The sequence below is a fragment of the Pseudomonas sp. UBA5568 genome (assembly GCF_002425525.1).
Taxonomy (GTDB): Bacteria; Pseudomonadota; Gammaproteobacteria; order Pseudomonadales; family Pseudomonadaceae; genus Aquipseudomonas; species Aquipseudomonas fulva.
Genome location: NZ_DIMK01000022.1, coordinates 105,280 through 124,611, shown reverse-complemented (window position 1 = coordinate 124,611; position 19,332 = coordinate 105,280). Strand labels below are relative to the sequence as shown.

Sequence of the window (19,332 nt, the reverse complement as noted above, 5' to 3'; positions counted from 1 at the left end):
TCGACTGCGACTAGCAGATTTGCCAGTTGGGCGTGGTGCACCGCCTGGGTACCTTGGGCCCTCTAGTCCTAAGAGTATCCGCCATGAAATCTCTGAACGCACCTGATCGCCCATACAGCTCTGTACCAGTGGATCCGGAAAAACTGTTGCAAGCTAGCTTCGGCAGCATTTTTCCGGAACCTGCCTTGAATCACCGCGTCTGGGTACGCTACATCGAATTGGATGAAGCATCGGACACTGCGGTTCTTAGTGTGCAAGCGCAAAACGTCGACGATGGCTCGACCCAGTTCTACACCGCGCAAGTTACCCGCCAGCAAGCCATAGACTGGAGCGGCCCACTCGATATAGTCATTGTCGATGGTAGCTACCACCATATCGAGCAAAAGCTCGTAACCAACAACCCTAAAGCCACTGCTCTTAAAACGTTGCCATGCCCCACGGATGCTCTCGTGCTCGGCGAGAAACACCAGGCGGCCCTGTACGCACCCAAAGGTACGGTGATCATGCTGCCAAGCACGTGGGAGACGGTTCATCACAGGACGCTGTATCACCTGGCAGACGGCACGCGTAAGTTCATCGTGAACCTTGGCGGTGACCGGCACCTGGAATACCCAGTCGATACCAGTGCTGGCCCGCTCGGTGTACCCGGCGATTTCATGGCGTTTGAGGGCAGTGGTTACGTGAGCCTGATCGTTGGTCGCTTATCGGAGAGGGAACTCATTAGAGACGACTCGAAACCGTTGATGCTCCTGGGCCTGGGCAAAGGGCAGTGGTTACGTGAGCCTGATCGTTGGTCGCTTATCGGAGGGGGAACTCATTAGAGACGACTCGAAACCGTTGATGCTCCTGGGCCCGGGCAAAGTGCAGGGCGTTGTAAACCCCGATTGAGCACGCGGCGCTAGGTGACTGCTGCACCAGCGGCCGTGGGCCGCTGGTGAAGTGAACGCGTCATCCGGCAAAGGCTGGCGCTTCTACACCTTCATCGGCAGCGGCGATGCGCGGCTCATGTGTTCCTGGGACACCGAGCAAGAACGTGTGCGTGAGCTGGCGGCAGACATCCAGGCCATCGCTGGCACCTGATACTTCTGCCAGTTTCTCTCTGCCGGACAGGACGATAGGCTGCTTACACCTGGCCGGGTAACCACTCTTGTGACATGGAGAAACGCGATGAACGAAAAAAATCAGGCAGTGCTCAGCGAAGCTGATGTTGCCAAGTGCATCAAGGTTGGCGACCGGATCAATGGCCAGGTCGTCACGGAGAAGGTGTGGACCCGCGACACCCCGGGGAACCTTACCGTTCACGTCATCTATAACAGTGACATCGCAGAGCGGGTGGAAGTACTCGATCCCGATATACTTTTCACCGTGCGTGAAGGCCTGGTGAGTTCAGGCGAGGTGTACGAAAAAAAACGTGTGGAAACACAGTACACCAAGTCTGATTCGGGTTGGACTGTCCAGGAAGTTCATTACGACCTGTTCGACGTGCTGAGTCTTAAGACTTGATAATCCAGATGCCGCCTCCTGCTCCGGACTGAGCGAAAGCAGGGCGCTTGGTGTGGTTGCCAGTGAAGCCATTGCTTTGCAAGCAGGACCACCTACACCTTCAGTCATTCAATGGCTGGAGAAAACGTGAAGCGTGGGGGCGGGGTTAGCCGCTCCCACGTAGCTTGGCCAACGGCCTGTCACTGCTCGGCGATGGTCCGAACGATCGCATCCACCGTGGCGTCGATCTGTGCCTGGGTCCGGGCAAGGGTCCGCTGATGTTCCTTCTGCAGTTCGACCTGCTTTGAGCACAGGTTCAAGGCTGCCAGTACCAGCAGCTTGTCGCCGATCAGGGTCGGATACGAACGCTTGGTCTCGGCCAGGGCAGTGTTCAACATACGCACCGCGTGCGCCAAGGTCTCTTCCTGGCCTTCGGGCGCCTTGATCGAATAGTCGTTGCCCAGGATCGACACGACATTGACCGGCTGCGCTTGCAGGCTCATGCGTTGACGACACCCGCGCTGGCACGGTCGACCAACGCCTGGATACGGGCGGCGGTGGCGCCGTTCTTTTCTTCCTGCTCCATCAACGACAGCTGCAGGGTTTCGTTCTCTTCGTTTGCCTGGGCCAGTTGCTGGCCGAGGACGTTGTTTTGCTCGGTGAGTTGAGCGTTCTTTTGCATCAGGTCGCTGACCAGTTGCTCGAGTTGATTCAGGGAAGCTTCAAGCATGGGTCTATCTCAGGTTGTTGCGAGGGGCGCACACGATAAAGAAAACCGTTGCCCATCGCCATTAAATATCGGATTTACAAGGGTTGTGCCCCGCACATTGACAGGGTAACCCCCCTCTTGTTCCGACCTGAGTCAACCATCGGTCAGTCAAAGACGTGGGGCTGCACCGCAGCCCCCGACAGATCCAAGCTGTGCCCTGGATTCAATAATCGATGCGCACATCCCCTTTCGGTACGCTGCAACATGACAGGATGTAGCCTTCGGCCTCGTCTTCCTCGGTGATGCCGCCGTTGTGTTCCATCTCCACTTCGCCGCCCAGCTTCAACACCTTGCAGGTACCGCAGATCCCCATGCCGCAGGCTTTAGGGATCATCAGCCCGACTTTCGCCGCCGCTGCGTGCACGGTTTCGCCCGGCGCGATGCGAATGCTTTTGTCACTGCCGATGAACTCGACCAGGTTGAGGTCGGCTGCGTCCACTTCCGGCGCATCGGCGGCCGCTTCGGCATGTTCCACTGCATCGGCCTTGGCTTCGGCTGGCGTCGCCCCGAACGACTCCTCGTGGTAATTGCTCATGTCGAAGCCGACCGCTTCGAGCATGCGCTTGACCGCCGTCATATAGGGGGTCGGGCCGCAGCAGAACACCACGCGTTCCATGTAGTCCGGCGCAATCAGCTCCATCAGCCGCTGGTTCAGGTAGCCACGGTAGCCCGCCCAGGGTTCGCCCAGGCCATGCTTCTCGCAGATGATGTGCAGGCCGAAATTGGGCACGCGGGACGCCATCTGCTCCAGTTCGCGATGGTAGATGATGTCCTTGGGTGAACGGGCGCTGTGTACGAACACCATGTCGACATTGGCGTTGGTGTCATAGAACCAGCGGGCCATCGACATGACCGGTGTGATGCCCACGCCGCCAGACAGGTACAGCACCTTGGCGCCGGGGAAGTCGATGGCGTTGAACAGCCCCACAGGTCCGTGCACCGGCAGCTCGGCACCTTCGTGCATGGTGTCATGCAGGAAGTTGGACACCAGCCCGCCGGGTACGCGCTTGACTGTGATGGAGAAGCTGTAGGGCACCGAAGGCGAGCTGGATATGGTGTAGGAACGCATGACCGGCTTGCCTTCGATTTCCAGCTCCAGGGTCACGAATTGCCCAGGCTTGAAGAAGAACATGATCGGCTGGTCTGCCATGAAGCAGAAGGTGCGCACGTCCCAGGTCTCCTGGATGACCTTGACGCAGCGCACGATGTGGCGGCCGTTGGCCCAGGTCTGGGTAGTGACCGGATTGAGGAAGGTTTCGGACATGTTCATCTCCAGCAGCCGACAGTTGGCCTTTTTATGGCTCGGATGATGCTCAAGCTTGCGACCTTGAACATTCCTGCCAGCGACATCGGCGTACTTATCGCGACCAGCCCCGCACGACAAGGGTTGCGGCGTCGTAATTCAAATCGGCCATGTCGCCCATGGATACGGTTCACGCCGCCTTCGCACGCACACTCCACCGCAAAACAACACGCTGTTCATGGTTAACAGCCTTGCGGCACCACAACAACGATTAGCCACCTTTTGCCGGCCGCGCACGGCCCCGAGGAATACACGATGGACGTCACCGCAACCCTGAGCCTGGGCGATCCACTTGAACCTGCACGCAAGGCGACCGCCGAGATGCTGCAAAACCGCGAGCGCACCTACTCGCTGCCCCAGCCTTTCTACACCGACGAGCGTCTGTTCCAGATCGACATGCAGGAGATTTTCCACAAGGAGTGGCTGATCGCTGGCATGACCTGCGAGATCCCGGCGAAAGGCAATTACCTCACGCTGCAGATCGGCAAGAACCCGATCATTGTCGTGCGCGGCACCGAGGGCAAGGTGCATGCGTTTCACAACGTCTGCCGTCACCGCGGCTCGCGCCTGTGCGTCAGCGAAAAAGGCAAGGTGGCCAAGCTGGTGTGCCCTTACCACCAGTGGACCTACGAGCTGGACGGCCGCCTGCTGTTCGCCGGCACCGAGATGGGCGCTGACTTCGACATGAACCAGTACGGCCTGAAGCCTGTGAACGTGAAGGTCGCTGGCGGTTACATCTTCATCAGCCTGGCGGAAAACCCGCCAGCCATCGACGAGTTCCTGGCCACCCTGGACCACTACATGGAACCGTACGACATGGAAAACGCCAAGGTGGCGGTGCAGACCACCTTGATGGAAAAGGCCAACTGGAAGCTGGTGCTGGAGAACAACCGCGAGTGCTACCACTGCAATGGCTCGCACCCGGAACTGTTGCAGACCCTGCTGGAGTGGGACGACACCAACGACCCGCGCGCCAGCCAGGAATTCAAGGACCACGTGGCCGCCTCTGCTGCCGCCTGGGAGGCCGAGAAGATCCCGTACCTGCACAAGAGCCATGGCCTGCGTAACCGTATCGTACGCATGCCGCTGCTCAAGGGCACGGTTTCGATGACCATGGATGGCAAGCAGGCCTGCAAGAAGTTGATGGGCCGCATCAAGAACCCGGACCTGGGCTCGATGCGCATCCTGCACCTGCCGCACTCCTGGAACCACTGCATGGGCGATCACATGATCGTGTTCACCGTATGGCCGATCAGTGCCCAGGAAACGATGGTCACCACCAAGTGGCTGGTGCACAAGGATGCCGTCGAAGGCGTGGACTACAACCCAGAAAACATGCGCAAGGTATGGGACGCCACCAACGACCAGGACCGCCGCCTGGCCGAAGAGAACCAACGTGGCATCAACTCCACGGCGTACCAGCCTGGTCCTTACTCCAAGACGTATGAGTTTGGGGTGGTGAACTTCATCGACTGGTACAGCGGGCGCTTGCTGAACAACCTGGGGGCGGAGCCTGCGCCGTATCTGAAGGAAGTGCAGGCGCAGTAACTGGCTAGAAGCCGGGATAGCGGCAACTGTCGCTATCCTTTCTTCAAGCCGGCATTAAGTAGATCTTATAGTTGCAGCCTGAGTCCGCATCCTTTCCGAGGTGCCAGGGTCTGCAGAGTGCCTGCGTCTCCCTGAAGCCCTGTCAGGGGCACTCACCGATCGCTCGGCCAACGGCAGGTTAACGAGTTCGGGCACGTTTAGTCGCCACGGTTTCGCTTGAGCCAGCCTCCACGCTTCATAGGTAGAGGTGCCCAGCGACACTATCGTCAGCGCTGCAAGCGCCCAGGTTTGCCATTTGCTGTCCGGGTCGACCGCTCTGGTCACCCCAATGGTCAACCCCGCCGTACCCGATAGGGCGCTGATACTCGATAACACCCAATCAGCCCGCTTTGGCTTGGGTATCAGCGGTTGAAGAGCTTCCACGGCAGTTTGGGAAGCCGAATTGATCCGTTTATGGAAAGACCTGAAACGTAGGCCGCTGATAAAGACGCCCATGAGGTTGGTGAAGATGCTCAGGACTGGCAGCACATATTCCTCTGGCTTTTGCCCAGTAGGGTCGCTGTGGTTGACTGGATCACCCACGCAGTAGGCATAGGCATTCAAGCCGCCGTTACCGAATGGGCTCAATATGTCGGGTGAATGGAAGCGCATGAGCGATGGCTTGTAGTGCCGGTGTCCATTCCCCAGCGGGTAGCTGAACGTCAGCGGATCGCGCAACTCTCCACAAAAGGCAAGGCTTGGCTCCGAGAGTTCGTTCCCAGTGCCATAGGGCGAATAAGCCCGATGACCTTGGCGCCCGGTGTCTGATACGGGATGTCGTCGGTTGGCGCTGTAGAGAAAGGTCGGCATGATTCCCCGAACTCGCGTGGCATGCGTGCAGGATAGACGGGCATGCAGCGCTGGGGTACTGGCAAAAATGACAGGTCTTGCACGGCGCGCGTCACCCGCTGTGCTCCCCGGTGGAAGCGGGCTTGCCCGCGATCACCGGCACAGCCGATGCCAGCCGCTGCGCGGGATGCCTGGCGGGTTCAGTCGCCAGGCATGCCCATCAGCGCAGTACGCCTTCCTCCACCAATAGTTTCACAATGGCCTCGGCACCTTCCTGCGGCGTGACGTCCTTCAACACTTTGCCCCCGCCCCCGCTGGCCTTGGCCGTGGCGGCCTTCATGCGGTCGGCGCCGCTTTTGGCCTTGATAACCTTCAGCCGTTTGGGCCGTGGGCGGGCCGGTTGCAGGGCCTCTTCGCCCAGCAGTTCATCGTCCACCACCTGTACGTCCTGCGCCGCCAGCACACCACGGCGCGCTGGTCCGAAGGCACTTTGACGCGGCTTGGGCGCGGCGTTATCCACCGTCGCCACCATGGGCAGGCGTACCTTCAAACGCCGGCGCTGACCGCGCGGTAACGCCTGCAACACTTGGGCAGTACCGTTCTCGATGGATTCCACCTCGGCCAGCCCCACCACCAGCGGCCAGCCCAGTTTTTCAGCGAGCAGGAACGGCAGCATGCCCGACCCCTCCCCCGTCTCGGCCTGGCTGCCGGTAAGCACCAGTTGCGCACCGGCACCGCGCAGGTAATCGCCCAGCACCCCCAGCACATCGGCGCCGGCGGGTTGCTCGAGCACATCAAGGTGTTCCAGGCCCATGCCCAGGTAACCGCGCAAAGCCTCCTCACGGGGATCCCCTGCATGCACGACTTGCAGGTCCTCGCCGGCCAGTTGCAGACCCAACTCGACCGCCCGTGAGTCCTGCTCGGCGCGCCGCGCGCGACCGGAGCTTGGGTGCGCACCGATCGAAACCAGGCTGATGACTTTCGTACTCATGCTCGTGCCCTTATGCCGCGTCACGCTGGGCGCCGTTGCGGAACTGCTCCACAGCGTCGATCAGTGCCTGAAGAATCGCCGCGCTGTCGCCAATCACCGACAGGTCGGCGCGTTTGATCATGTCGCAACCGGGGTCCATGTTGATCGCCACCACCTTGTCGCAGGCACCGATGCCCTGCAGGTGCTGGATAGCGCCAGAGATACCTACCGCCATGTACACACGAGCCGTTACCCACGTCCCCGTAGCGCCGACTTGACGATCACGCGGCATGTGGCCATCGTCCACCGCCACCCGCGATGCACCTTGGGTCGCGCCCAATGCGGTGGTCGCCTTGTGAAACAGGGCCCAGTCCTTGACACCGTTGCCACCGGATACAATGAACTCGGCTTCGGCCATGGCGATCTTGGCCGGGTCGACGGCCACCGAGCCCAGGTCCTCGATGCGCGAGATACTGCGCGCCACACTGCCGGACAGCTCGATCGGCAAGGCCTCGTGACGGGTTTCGCTCACAGGCTCTGCACATTCGGCCGCAGCCAGGATCAGGCGTGGCAGCACGCGTTGCATGTCTTGCTGCCCCGCACCGGCGCGGCCGATGCACTGGCCGTCCTTGACCTGCCAGACACGCGTTGCCGGGCGCTCGCCCAGCGCAGCACCGAGGCGTCGGCCGAGCTCGCCACCGCCGGAACGGCTGTCTGGCAGCAGCCAGTGACGCGGGGCGAACTGGTTATCGACAGCGCGCAGGCCCTGCACCAACTGCTCCGGTGCATACCCTTGGTACGCCTCGCCTTCGATGACCAGCAAGCGGTCCACGCCTGCGGCGGCAAAGTTGGTTTCCTTGTGCTCGCCGAACACGATGGCCAGTACCGCGCCGTCGCTGCCCGCCAACCCATGGGCCAGGCCCAGCAGGTCGCGGTCGTGGCTACCCAGGCGCCCGCCGATCATGTCCGGTACCACGGCAATGTAGAACGCAGGCTCTGCCACCTGGTGCAGCGGCAACTGCACTTCGGCCGCAGCGCTACGCCGTGCGCCACCGCGGGTGCCCTGCTGGGCCCCCGAGCGGTCGATACGCTTGAGGCCGTTGGGGCCGATGAAGCCAGCCGCACTGGCGTGGGGGTTCTTGCGCATGAGGCCGTTGGGCCCCATCCAGCTGGTTTGTTGCGTCTGCATGGCCGCATGCAGCGGATGCAGACGGTTACGGGCGATCCACTCGGCGCGAGGGTCGCGGCGGATGATGTCGCTCATCAATGCACCTCCGCAGGTTCACGTTTGGATTTCGCAGGTTTGGCAGCCGCTGGCTGGGCCTCTTCCTCAATCAGCACATCGGCCACCAGTTCGGCCAAATCCTTGATCAGCGGCCGTGGCTCTACCACCCCTTCGAGCATGGCCGTGCACTGCGGGCAGCCCACGGCGACCACTTCGGCTTCGGTGGTGCGGATGTCGTCCATGCGCATGTCGGGAATACGCTGTTTGCCCGGGATGTCGGTGATCGGCGCACCGCCGCCACCGCCACAGCAGCGTGAGCGAAAGCCCGAGCGCTCCATTTCGCGAACTTCGATGCCCAGTGCGCGAAGCACCTCGCGAGGCGCCTCGTACTCGCCGTTGTAGCGGCCCAGGTAGCACGGGTCGTGGTAGGTGACGCTGCCGCCCTTGTGCTGCCCCAGGTTGAGCTTGTTGGCACCGATCAGCTCGGCAATGTAGGTGCTGTGGTGCTGCACCTGGTAGTTGCCACCCAGCGCACCGTATTCATTCTTGAGCACATGGAAGCTGTGCGGGTCGCAGGTAACGATGCGTTGGAACGTGTATTTGGCCAGGGTCTGAATGTTGCGCTTGGCCAATTGCTGGAACGTGGCTTCATCACCCAGACGGCGCGCCACGTCACCACTGTCGCGCTCCTCCAGGCCAAGCACGGCGAAATCGACGCCAGAGGCCTTGAGCACCTTGACGAACGCGCGCAGGGTGCGCTGGTTGCGCATGTCGAAGGCGCCATCACCCACCCAGAACAGCACGTCGGTACGTTTGACGTCCGCCAGCAGTTTGAGGTTGAGGTCAGCCGCCCAGTTCATGCGCCCGCCCGGGGCGAAACCGCCCGGGTTGTCGGTGGCGATCAGGTTGTCCAGCACCTCGGCGCCCTTGTTCGGGGTGGCGCCTTTTTCAAGCGTCAGGTGACGGCGCATGTCGACGATGGCATCGACATGCTCGATCATCATCGGGCACTCTTCCACACACGCGCGGCAGGTGGTGCAGGACCACAGTGTCTCGGCATCGACCAGCCCATTGACGATAGGCTGGTGGGGGTGGCCGCCGTGCTCACCCAACGGCTTGCCAGGATAGGGGCTGCCAGCGAACTTGGCATCGGTGCCGCCCGCCAGGCCGATGACCATGTCCTGAATGAGTTTTTTCGGGTTCAACGGCTGCCCGGCGGCAAAGGCCGGGCACATGGCCTCGCACTTGCCGCACTGCACGCAGGCGTCAAAGCCCAGCAGTTGGTTCCAGGTGAAGTCCACTGGCTTTTCAACGCCAAGCGGCGCACGGGGGTCTTCCAGGTCCAGCGGCTTGAGGCCAGTGGAGCGCCCGCCACCGAAACGCTCGGCGCGCCGGTGCCAGGCCAGGTGCAGGGCACCGGCGAAGGCGTGCTTCATGGGCCCGCCCCAGGTCATGCCGAAGAAAAGCTCCGACACGCCCCACAGCACGCCCAGGCCCAGAATCCCGACCATCACCCAGCCGCCCGTGTTGGCCGGCAGAATACCGGCCACGGGCAAGGTGGCGATGAAGAAGCTGGCAGCAAATACCAGCAGGCTCTTGGGCAGGCGCATCCAAGGGCCCTTGGACAGGCGCGAAGGCGGGTTCAGGCGGCGCTTGAAGACGAAGATGGCGCCGGTGAACATGATCACCGTGGCCAGCAGCAAGGCGTAGCCCAGGATCTTGCTCTGCAGGCCGAAACCATGCACCAGGATCGCCAGCAGCGCCGACAGCACGAAGCCGCCAGCGGTGGCCACGTGGGTATTGGACATGTACTTGTCGCGCTCGACCACGTGGTGCAGGTCCACCAGGTAGCGGCGCGGCATGGCCAGCAGACCGCCGATCAGGTCCACCTTGGAGGGTCGGCCTCGGCGCCACATGTTCACACGGCGCAGCGCACCGAGCACGGCAAGCCCGAGCGCGGCGAACAGCAGGATGGGTAGAAGGGTGTTCAACATGGGAAGCTCCCACAACAGCTAGATTCTTGCGCCACCCCGAAGGCCAGCGCGGGCCCCTGCGGGAGCGGCCTGGTGCTGCGAAAGGGCTATGAAGCAGCCCCAGCATCCGTGGTACTGATCAAATGCTGGGGCCGCTTCGCGACCCTTTCGCGGCACAAGGCCGCTCCTACAGGGGGGCCAGTCCCGCTTTCAGAAAGGCGGTGCGATCAGAAGTCCTTGCACAGACGCAAGGCATCGTAGATCGCCGCATGCACGTTACGCTGGGCCACACAGTCGCCGATGCGGTACAGCAGGTAGCCTTCGCCTGGCTGGCTCAAGATCGGCTGTGGCTTGATGGCGAACAGCGCCTCCACGTCGATCTGGCCCTTGTTGCGCGAACCGTCCTTGAGGGCGTAGTACAGCTGCTCGTCCGGACGCACACCGTTCTCCACCACCACCTGATCGACCACCCGCTCTTCCTTGGCGCCGGTGTACTCGTTCTCCAACACAGCGACCAGCTTGTCGCCCTCGCGGTAGACTTTCTCCAGCATCATGTCCCCGGTCATGATCACTTCCTTGGGGTACATGCTGCGGTAGTAGGTCGGGAAGGTGGTGCCGCCCATGGCGACACCCGGCTTGATGTCGTCGGTGACGATCTCGACCTGGCTACCCTTGTCGGCAATGAAGTCGGCCACCGACATGCCGGTGAACTCGCAGATGGTGTCGTACACCAGCACGTTCTTGCCGGGCGCGACCTTGCCATCGAGCACGTCCCAGCTGCTGACCACCAGCCCTTCGGCCGCACCCCAGTGTTCGTTCTGCTCCAGGAACGAATGCCCGCCCACAGCCAGCACGATGATGTCCGGGCGCAGATCCTGAATGGTGTCTACATCGGCCGCGGTCCCCAGGCGCAGGTCCACCTTCAGGCGGGCCAACTCCAATTGGTACCAGCGGGTAATACCAGCAATCTGGTCACGTTGCGGCGCCTTGGCCGCGATGGTGATCTGACCGCCGATCTGGTCGCGTTTTTCGAACAGGGTCACATCGTGGCCACGCTCGGCGGCCACGCGCGCCGCCTCCATGCCTGCAGGGCCGGCACCGACGATGACGACCTTGCGCTTGGCGCCGGTGGTCTTCTCGATGATGTGCGGCACACCCATGTACTCACGCGAGGTCGCGGCGTTCTGGATGCACAGCACGTCCAGGCCTTGGTACTGCCGGTCGATGCAGTAGTTGGCGCCGACGCACTGCTTGATCTGGTCGATCTGGCCCATCTTGATCTTGGCGATCAGGTGGGGGTCGGCCATGTGTGCACGGGTCATGCCGACCATGTCCACATAACCACCTTCGAGAATCCGGGTGGCCTGGTTCGGGTCCTTGATGTTCTGCGCGTGCAGGACCGGGACCTTGACCACTTCCTTGATGCCCGCTGCCAGGTGCAGGAACGGCTCTGGCGGGTAGCTCATGTTCGGGATGACGTTGGCCAGGGTGTTGTGGGTATCGCAACCCGAGCCCACTACCCCGATGAAGTCGAGCATGCCGGTGCCATCGTAATAGGCAGCGATCTGCTTCATGTCTTCGTGGCTGAGGCCATCGGGGTGGAACTCGTCGCCGCAGATCCGCATGCCCACGCAGAAGTCGTCGCCCACTTCGGCACGCACGGCCTTGAGCACTTCCAGACCGAACTTCATGCGGCCTTCGAAGCTGCCGCCCCACTCGTCGGTACGCTTGTTGACGCGCGGGCTCCAGAACTGGTCGATCATGTGCTGGTGCACCGCCGACAGCTCGACGCCATCGAGGCCACCTTCCTTGGCGCGGCGGGCTGCCTGCGCGTAGTTGCCGATCACACGCCAGATCTCTTCCACCTCGATGGTCTTGCAGGTGGCACGGTGCACCGGTTCGCGGATGCCCGAGGGCGACATCAGGGTCGGCCAGTTGAAACCATCCCAGCGCGAGCGACGCCCCATGTGGGTAATCTGAATCATGATCTTGGCGCCATGCTTGTGCATGGCGTCGGCCAGGTTCTGGAAGTGCGGAATGATACGGTCGGTGGACAGGTTGACCGACGACCACCATTCCTGCGGGCTGTCGATGGCCACCACGGACGAGCCGCCGCAGATGGCCAGGCCGATGCCGCCCTTGGCCTTTTCTTCGTAATACTTCACATAGCGGTCGGTCGTCATGCCGCCGTCAGTGGCGTAGACCTCGGCGTGCGCGGTGCTGAGCACGCGGTTGCGGACGGTCAGTTTGCCGATCTGGATCGGCTGGAACATTGCTTCGAATGCCATGACGCTATCTCCGGCTTACAACGGCTTCGTTACGAACAGGCCATCTTCGTGGCCTTCTTCCGATCCACCGTACACCTGCTCGGCAACGGTGCGGATCGAGCTGCCGCGGGCAGCGAGAATCTGGTCCATGGCACCGGCGAACCAGCCAGTGAACATGTAGTCGACCTTGCGGCCGCACTTGCCATAGACGTAGACGAAGGCCGAGTGCTTGAGCTTGACGCTGCACGTGCCCTTGTCCAGGTCGATGTCCTGGATCTCGAACAGCCCCCAGCCACGCTGGCTCAGGCGCTTCATGTAGTGCTCGAAGACCGCGACCCCTTCCAGGCCATGGCACTCGGCTTCTTTCTCGCACCAGTGCCACGCCGACTTGTAACCCGCCTTGTAGAGAATGTCGGCGTACTTGTCGGCGCCCAGTACTTCTTCGATGCCCATGTGGTTGTTGACGAAGAAATGGCGTGGCACGTACAGCATCGGCAAGGCGTCGCTGGTCCAGACACCGGTCTCGCTGTCGACTTCGATTGGCAATTGCGGGGCGATCTTGGCCATGGAAACTCAACTCCAGAAAAAATTTTTATTGGGTAGCCCCGGCGTTGCTGGCAGGGGCTCGAAGCTTGAGAGCGGCTTATTCGCCCCAGACGTCTTTCAATACGTTGACCCAGTTCTCGCCCATGATCTTGCGAACCACGCGCTCGGAGTGGCCACGCTTGAGCAAGGTTTCGGTGAGGTTGGGGAACTCGCCCACGGTGCGAATGCCCAGCGGGTTGATGATCTTGCCGAAGTTGGTCAGGCGACGGGCGTAGCCCTTGTCGTGGGTGAGGTATTCGAAGAATTCCTTGCCGTGACCCTGGGTGAAGTCGGTGCCGATGCCGATGGCATCTTCACCTACGATGTTCATGGTGTACTCGATGGCCTCGGCATAGTCGTCGATGGTCGAGTCGATACCCTTGGCCAGGAACGGTGCAAACATGGTCACGCCAACGAAACCACCGTGGTCGGCGATGAACTTCAGTTCTTCATCGGACTTGTTGCGCGGGTGCTCTTTAAGGCCCGATGGCAGGCAGTGGGAGTAGCACACCGGCTTTTTCGATTCGAGGATGACTTCCTCGGAGGTTTTGGAGCCGACGTGGGACAAGTCGCACATGATGCCGACGCGATTCATTTCGGCAACGATTTCGCGACCAAAGCCCGACAGGCCGCCGTCACGCTCGTAGCAGCCAGTGCCTACCAGGTTCTGGGTGTTGTAACACATCTGCACGATGCCCACGCCCAGCTGCTTGAACACCTCCACATAACCGATCTGGTCTTCGAAGGCATGGGCGTTCTGGAAGCCGAAGAGGATACCGGTCTTGCCCAGTTCCTTGGCCTTGCGAATGTCGGCCGTGGTGCGCACGGGCATCACCAGGTCGCTGTTCTCGCGGATCAGTTTCTGGCTTGCAGCGATCTGGTCGACGGTTGCCTTGAAACCTTCCCAAACCGACACGGTGCAGTTGGCGGCGGTAAGGCCTCCTTTGCGCATATCTTCGAACAGCTCGCGGTTCCACTTGGCGATGATCAGGCCATCGATGACGATGCTGTCGGCGTGTAATTCGGCTGGGCTCATCAGGCGTCCCCTTTTATTGAATGGGCTGGCGCCAAACCTTGTGCCGGCGCTTTGGGGCCAGCATATGCCTGTGCCCCGAGGCGCCCCGATGCAAAAACGACAGGGGGTTTGCCGAAAGCGTCAATGCGCGACAAGCCGGCCTCTGGCGCGGCCTGCGGCGATGAGACACAGTCTCGATAACGACCATCGAGGGCCCTTTGATGAACAATCTGCCCAGGTGATACCGTACGCGCCGAGAGTGCGCGAGAATCGTCAGGATTCGTCAGCCGGTGGAGGAAACAACGAATGAAAGCGATGGCAGGGATGGTACTGCTGGTCGTGGTGGCCGCAGCCCAGGCCGGTGAGGAAGAAAATACCCCGTGCGACAACGTCGAGACCGAGGCGCAAGCCCACGCCTGCGCAGCGTTTAACAAGCAAGCCTCCGAACGGGAGCTGAAATCGGCCTATGACGAACTTCTCCAGCGCGTTCATGACGCGTTCGACGACAAAGGCAGCGTTGCAGCAACAATGATCGAGCGCTTGAAGCAGGCTCAGGGGCTGTGGACGCAGCTTCGCGATGCCGATTGCAAGGTGGAAACCCTCACCCTGCCAACCAACGGCAAAGCTTACCAGGCCGCCTGGGACACCTGCATGGCGCAACGCACCGATGATCGGTCCGAGTACCTGCAATCGATTCTGCAACAGTAGCGCGAGACTGCCTGGTCAGGAAAAGTTTGCGGCTTATTCATCGCACCAACCTCAAGCTCCAACGTGTGGGCAACGACATTTTGCAGGGCTAATTCGGCGGTGACGGCTTCACGACCCTTCGCTCCTCGCGCGGGCAGCGCCCGAAGCGGCGCTTGTAACGTCGGGTGAAGTACGACGGCAGTTCAAAACCGCATGCCACGCTGACCTGGGTGATCGTCATCTGGGTTTGGCGCAACAACTGGCAAGCCTTGTCCAGGCGCAGGCCGAGGTAAAAGCCGCTGGGGGTGTCGTTGAGGTGCAACCTGAACAGGCGCTCCATCTGGCGACGGGTGATCATCGCGCGCGCGGCCAGTTCCGTTGTGCCAAGGGGGTGTTCGGTGTGCTTTTCCATCTCACCGATCACCTGCACCAGCTTGCGGTTGCTGATGCCATAGCGTGCAGCGATCTGCATGCGTTGATGATCTTGGCGCGGTCGAATACGGCTCAACACGAACTGCTCGGAAACCTGCACGGCGAGCTCGGCGCCATGGGCCTGGGCAATCAGATCGAGCATCAAGTCGATTGAAGCGGTGCCGCCCGCACAGGTAATGCGTTGCCGGTCAATTTCGAACAGCTCCTGGGTGGCCTGCAGGCTGGGGTAGTTTTCCCTGAACGCATCCAGCGCCTCCCAGTGTACGGTCGCACGATGGCCATCGAGCAAGCCTGCCTCGGCCAGCACCACAGCACCAGTATCGATCCCGCCTAGCATGCCACCCTCGTGAGCCAGGCGTCGCAGGCTTTGCTGGAGCTTGGGGGCGTAGCAGCGCAGGGGTTCGAAGCCTGCCACGATCAGCAACGTACCGCAGGGCGTTTGCGCACCCAGCGCTGCGTCGGCATTGACCGACATGCCATTGCTGGCGTTCACGGCGCTCCCATCCAGGCTCAACACCTGCCAGTGGTACGCCTGGGCTTTGAACCTATTGGCCACGCGCAGGGGCTCCAGGGCACTGATGAACCCCATGGCCGAGAAACCGGGCAATAACAGGAAGTGGATGATCTGCGCCATGGCGTGCTCCAGAGAACAGGTCGCCTGCGTGCAAATGTTGGTCGCCGGCGTGCGATTTTCAATAGTGCCACCAGCGTAGCGTGTTCACACGGTCCGCAGAGACCGCCACCATAACAATCTGTACTGCCGATGGAGAGCCACCATGCACAGCTTGATCCGCCGCAGCCTGTTGACCTTGGCCCTGACCAGCCTTGTTACCCCCTCGCTTTACGCAGCCGATGCCGCTGCCTGCAAGAATGTCCGTCTGGGCGTGGTCAACTGGACCGATGTGATCGCGACAAGCGCCATCGCTCAGGCATTGTTCGATGGCCTGGGTTACACCACCAAGCAAACCAGCGCGTCGCAGCAGATCATCTTCGCTGGCATTCGCGACAAACGCCTGGACATGTTCCTGGGGTACTGGAACCCGATTATGACCCAGACCATCACTCCCTTCATCGAGGCCGGGCAGGTCAAAGTCATGGACAAAGCCAGCCTCGAAGACGCCCGGGCCACGTTGGCAGTGCCCAGGTACCTGGCGGACAAGGGGCTGCGCACCTTCGCCGACATACACAAATTCGAGAAGGAACTGGGCGGCAAGCTCTATGGCATCGAGCCGGGTTCCGGTGCCAACACCCAAATAAAGGCCATGATCGCCAAGAACCAGTTCGGCCTAGGCAAGTTCCAGCTGGTCGAGTCCAGCGAAGCGGGCATGCTGGCCGCCGTGGACCGCGCAGTACGGCGCAAGGAAGCCGTGGTGTTCTTCGGCTGGACCCCACACCCCATGAACGTGAACATCGACATGGTTTACCTCGGCGATAGCCAGGATGCGCTCGGCCCTGACGAAGGTCGCGCGACGGTGTGGACCGTAACCGCGCCCGATTACGCAGCGCGCTGCCCCAATGCCAACCGCCTGCTGGCCAATCTGAGCTTCAGTGCCGAAGACGAGAGCCGCATGATGCAGCCACTGCTCGACCACAAGGACGCGCTGGAATCGGCGCGCCAATGGCTCAAGGATCACCCCGAGGACAAGGCCCGCTGGCTTGAGGGGGTGACCACCTTCGATGGCAAGCCGGCCGCCGACAACCTCAAGCTTACCGCCAACTGATACCGCCCCATCACCAACAAGCCGGCCCCTACAGCTCCCTGCACACCGAGGTTCGTCCAGGACCTTGCAGGGGCCGGCTTGCCGGCGAAAAGCCCACAACAGATCGCACAGGATCCCTTATGAACCACGACGTCATCATCACGTGCGCCCTGACCGGCGCCGGCGACACCGCCTCGAAGAGCCATCTGGTCCCAGTCACACCCAAGCAGATCGCCGCAGCGGCCGTGGAAGCCGCCAAGGCCGGCGCCACCGTGGTGCACTGCCATGTACGCGACCCGCAAACGGGCCGCTTCAGCCGTGATGTGGCCCTGTACCGCGAAGTCATGGAGCGTATTCGCGAAGCCGACGTGGACATCATCGTCAACCTCACCGCCGGCATGGGCGGCGACCTGGAAATCGGGCCCGATGAAAACCCCATGGCATTCGGACAGGGCACTGACCTGATCGGCCCGCTCGAACGCCTGGCCCACGTCGAGGCGTTGTTACCGGAAATCTGCACCCTGGACTGCGGCACTCTCAACTTCGGTGACGGCAATTCCATCTACGTTTCCACGCCCGCGCAACTACGCGCCGGTGCCCGGCGCATCACGGAACTGGGGGTCAAGGCAGAGCTGGAAATCTTCGATACCGGCCACCTGTGGTTCGCCAAGCAAATGATCAAAGAGGGCCTGCTCGACAACCCCTTGTTCCAGCTGTGCCTGGGAATCCCGTGGGGCGCACCCGCTGATACCACCACCATGAAAGCCATGGTCGACAACCTGCCCGCCAATGCGACCTGGGCCGGGTTTGGCATCGGCCGCATGCAGATGCCCATGGCCGCACAGGCCGTGTTGCTCGGCGGCAACGTGCGGGTCGGCCTGGAAGACAACCTGTACCTGGACCGTGGCGTACTGGCCAGCAACGGCCAGTTGGTCGAGCGCGCGGTAGAGATCATTTCACGCCTGGGCGCCCGTGTGCTGAGCCCCGCCGAAGGCCGGGCAAAGATGAACCTGAACCGTCGCTGATCGCTTCTGGAGACCCGCATGACTTTCATCACTGACATCAAGACATTCGCGGCGTTAGGCAGCGGCGTGATCGGCAGCGGCTGGGTTGCACGCGCCCTTGCCCACGGGCTGGACGTGGTCGCCTGGGACCCGGCGCCAGGCGCCGAACAGGCCCTGCGCAAACGCATCGCCAACGCGTGGCCTGCCTTGGAGAAACAGGGCCTTGCGCCGGGCGCGTCACAAGCCCGACTGGCCTTTGTCGACACCGTTGAAGCGTGCGTGTGCGACGCTGATTTCATCCAGGAAAGCGCGCCTGAGCGGTTGGACCTGAAACTCGACCTGCATGCACGGATCAGTGCCGCTGCCAAACCCGATGCGATCATTGCCAGCAGCACGTCGGGCTTGTTGCCCAGCGAGTTCTACGCCTCGGCCTTCCACCCTGAGCGCTGTGTGGTGGGGCATCCTTTCAACCCGGTGTACCTGCTGCCGTTGGTCGAGATCGTCGGCGGCATGCGGACCGCGCCGCAGGCCGTCGAGGCGGCCAGCACCGTCTATACCGCCCTTGGCATGCGCCCGCTGCACGTGCGCAAGGAAGTCCCCGGTTTCATCGCCGACCGTTTGCTCGAAGCGCTGTGGCGCGAGGCGCTGCACCTGGTCAACGACGGAGTCGCCACCACCGGTGAAATCGACGACGCCATCCGCTTTGGCGCGGGCCTGCGCTGGTCGTTCATGGGCACCTTCCTGACCTATACCCTGGCGGGGGGCGATGCCGGCATGCGCCACTTCATGTCGCAATTCGGGCCGGCATTGAAGCTGCCGTGGACCTACCTTCCGGCGCCTGAGCTGACCGACAAGCTGATCGACGATGTGGTGGAAGGTACGTCGCAGCAATTGGGTGATCGCAGCATCGCCGCGCTGGAACGCTACCGGGATGACTCACTGCTGGCGGTGCTGGAAGCGGTAAAGATCAGCAAAGCCAGACACGGCATGCCGTTCAGCGAATGAGGAGAGCACGATGCCTGCACTGATCACCTATCGCACCCCAGTCAAAGCAGACTGGGTCGACTACAACGGGCATCTGCGCGATGCCTTCTATCTGTTGATCTTCAGCTATGCCACCGATGCGCTGATGGAGCAGATCGGGCTGGATGCCGACAGCCGTGGACGGAACGGTCATTCGCTGTTTACCCTGGAGGCGCACATTAACTACCTGCAGGAGGTAAAACTCGATACTGAGGTATGGGTGCAGACCCAAATCATCGGCTTTGATCAAAAACGTCTGCATGTTTATCACAGTCTGCATCGGCACGGTCTTGAAGAAATCTTGGCTGCGAGCGAACAACTGTTACTGCACGTGGACATAGCAGGTCCGAGGTCGACACCTTTTAGTTCACGAACACTGCAAGGCCTGGAGCGGGTGACCGCACAGCAACGAGACGTACACAAGCCTGAGCACGTGGGCAAAACCATCCAGTTACCAAATGGCAACAATGCCCAATGACGCATGAAGGGCTGGCATAGGCCATGCCGCGGCGAGGCGGCAG

18 protein-coding genes and 2 pseudogenes are annotated in these 19,332 nt (G+C 61.6%); 9 read left to right on the top strand and 11 right to left on the bottom strand.

Features of this window, described 5'->3' with window-relative positions; all coding sequences use genetic code 11:
* Positions 1 to 83: 83 nt before the first annotated feature.
* The 3 genes and pseudogenes from B2S33_RS07215 (at position 84) to B2S33_RS07205 (ending at position 1,503) form a co-directional block, all read left to right on the top strand.
* Positions 84 to 821: a hypothetical protein gene (locus B2S33_RS07215; RefSeq protein WP_125921859.1), complete on the top strand. Its 738-nt coding sequence runs from the start codon at positions 84 to 86 to the stop codon at positions 819 to 821.
* A gap of 118 nt (positions 822 to 939) precedes the next feature.
* Positions 940 to 1,080: pseudogene (locus B2S33_RS07210) on the top strand (threonine aldolase); the annotation flags it as partial.
* 87 nt (positions 1,081 to 1,167) lie between these two features.
* Complete coding sequence (locus B2S33_RS07205) at positions 1,168 to 1,503, top strand: hypothetical protein (protein ID WP_027913563.1); 336 nt, start codon at positions 1,168 to 1,170, stop codon at positions 1,501 to 1,503.
* A gap of 179 nt (positions 1,504 to 1,682) precedes the next feature.
* Here the strand turns inward: B2S33_RS07205 and B2S33_RS07200 are convergent, their stop codons facing one another.
* The 3 genes from B2S33_RS07200 to gbcB form a co-directional block, all read right to left on the bottom strand.
* Positions 1,683 to 1,985 (bottom strand): cell division protein ZapA, encoded by a 303-nt coding sequence (locus tag B2S33_RS07200; protein ID WP_027913562.1) that lies wholly within the window; start codon positions 1,983 to 1,985, stop codon positions 1,683 to 1,685.
* Positions 1,982 to 2,212 (bottom strand): hypothetical protein, encoded by a 231-nt coding sequence (locus B2S33_RS07195; RefSeq protein ID WP_027913561.1) that lies wholly within the window; start codon positions 2,210 to 2,212, stop codon positions 1,982 to 1,984. Before B2S33_RS07195 ends, B2S33_RS07200 begins: the two co-directional genes overlap by 4 nt.
* Positions 2,213 to 2,414: 202 nt before the next feature.
* Entirely contained in the window at positions 2,415 to 3,515 is a 1,101-nt protein-coding gene (gene gbcB, locus B2S33_RS07190) for a glycine-betaine demethylase subunit GbcB (RefSeq protein WP_028686660.1), read from the bottom strand.
* A gap of 294 nt (positions 3,516 to 3,809) precedes the next feature.
* On the opposite strand from gbcB, the gene gbcA reads away from it, so the two are divergent.
* Positions 3,810 to 5,102, top strand: a complete 1,293-nt coding sequence (gene gbcA, locus B2S33_RS07185; RefSeq protein ID WP_028686661.1) for a glycine-betaine demethylase subunit GbcA — start codon at positions 3,810 to 3,812, stop codon at positions 5,100 to 5,102.
* 546 nt (positions 5,103 to 5,648) lie between these two features.
* Here gbcA and B2S33_RS07180 read toward each other — a convergent pair.
* From B2S33_RS07180 to B2S33_RS07150, 7 genes and pseudogenes are all read right to left on the bottom strand, one after another.
* Positions 5,649 to 5,834: pseudogene (locus B2S33_RS07180) on the bottom strand (RHS repeat-associated core domain-containing protein); the annotation flags it as partial.
* Between the two features lie 316 nt (positions 5,835 to 6,150).
* Entirely contained in the window at positions 6,151 to 6,921 is a 771-nt protein-coding gene (locus B2S33_RS07175; protein WP_027913558.1) for an electron transfer flavoprotein subunit beta, read from the bottom strand.
* A gap of 10 nt (positions 6,922 to 6,931) precedes the next feature.
* Entirely contained in the window at positions 6,932 to 8,164 is a 1,233-nt protein-coding gene (locus B2S33_RS07170) for an electron transfer flavoprotein subunit alpha/FixB family protein (protein ID WP_288650102.1), read from the bottom strand.
* A complete protein-coding gene (gene dgcB, locus B2S33_RS07165) occupies positions 8,164 to 10,119 on the bottom strand; it encodes a dimethylglycine demethylation protein DgcB (protein ID WP_027913556.1) in 1,956 nt (651 codons plus the stop codon). The genes B2S33_RS07170 and dgcB overlap by 1 nt, the downstream gene beginning before the upstream one ends.
* A gap of 206 nt (positions 10,120 to 10,325) precedes the next feature.
* Entirely contained in the window at positions 10,326 to 12,386 is a 2,061-nt protein-coding gene (gene dgcA, locus B2S33_RS07160) for a dimethylglycine demethylation protein DgcA (protein ID WP_027913555.1), read from the bottom strand.
* 15 nt (positions 12,387 to 12,401) lie between these two features.
* A complete protein-coding gene (locus B2S33_RS07155) occupies positions 12,402 to 12,932 on the bottom strand; it encodes a DUF5943 domain-containing protein (RefSeq protein ID WP_023532428.1) in 531 nt (176 codons plus the stop codon).
* A gap of 76 nt (positions 12,933 to 13,008) precedes the next feature.
* Positions 13,009 to 13,986, bottom strand: coding sequence for a dipeptidase (locus B2S33_RS07150; RefSeq protein ID WP_023532386.1), 978 nt, complete (start codon positions 13,984 to 13,986; stop codon positions 13,009 to 13,011).
* 285 nt (positions 13,987 to 14,271) lie between these two features.
* On the opposite strand from B2S33_RS07150, the gene B2S33_RS07145 reads away from it, so the two are divergent.
* Positions 14,272 to 14,673, top strand: coding sequence for a lysozyme inhibitor LprI family protein (locus B2S33_RS07145; protein ID WP_288650100.1), 402 nt, complete (start codon positions 14,272 to 14,274; stop codon positions 14,671 to 14,673).
* A gap of 88 nt (positions 14,674 to 14,761) precedes the next feature.
* On the opposite strand, the gene B2S33_RS07140 is transcribed toward B2S33_RS07145, so the two are convergent.
* Complete coding sequence (locus tag B2S33_RS07140) at positions 14,762 to 15,718, bottom strand: GlxA family transcriptional regulator (RefSeq protein WP_027913553.1); 957 nt, start codon at positions 15,716 to 15,718, stop codon at positions 14,762 to 14,764.
* A 142-nt stretch (positions 15,719 to 15,860) separates the two neighbouring features.
* On the opposite strand from B2S33_RS07140, the gene choX reads away from it, so the two are divergent.
* The 4 genes from choX to B2S33_RS07120 all read left to right on the top strand — a co-directional run bounded on the left by choX (position 15,861) and on the right by B2S33_RS07120 (position 19,289).
* Positions 15,861 to 16,805, top strand: coding sequence for a choline ABC transporter substrate-binding protein (gene choX, locus B2S33_RS07135; protein ID WP_028686663.1), 945 nt, complete (start codon positions 15,861 to 15,863; stop codon positions 16,803 to 16,805).
* Between the two features lie 119 nt (positions 16,806 to 16,924).
* Positions 16,925 to 17,809 (top strand): 3-keto-5-aminohexanoate cleavage protein, encoded by an 885-nt coding sequence (locus B2S33_RS07130; RefSeq protein WP_028686664.1) that lies wholly within the window; start codon positions 16,925 to 16,927, stop codon positions 17,807 to 17,809.
* 18 nt (positions 17,810 to 17,827) lie between these two features.
* Positions 17,828 to 18,793 carry an L-carnitine dehydrogenase gene (locus tag B2S33_RS07125; RefSeq protein WP_288650098.1) on the top strand — a complete coding sequence of 322 codons (966 nt, stop codon included), beginning with the start codon at positions 17,828 to 17,830 and terminating at the stop codon, positions 18,791 to 18,793.
* A gap of 10 nt (positions 18,794 to 18,803) precedes the next feature.
* Positions 18,804 to 19,289 (top strand): thioesterase family protein, encoded by a 486-nt coding sequence (locus B2S33_RS07120; RefSeq protein WP_027913549.1) that lies wholly within the window; start codon positions 18,804 to 18,806, stop codon positions 19,287 to 19,289.
* The last annotated feature ends 43 nt before the right edge of the window (positions 19,290 to 19,332 follow it).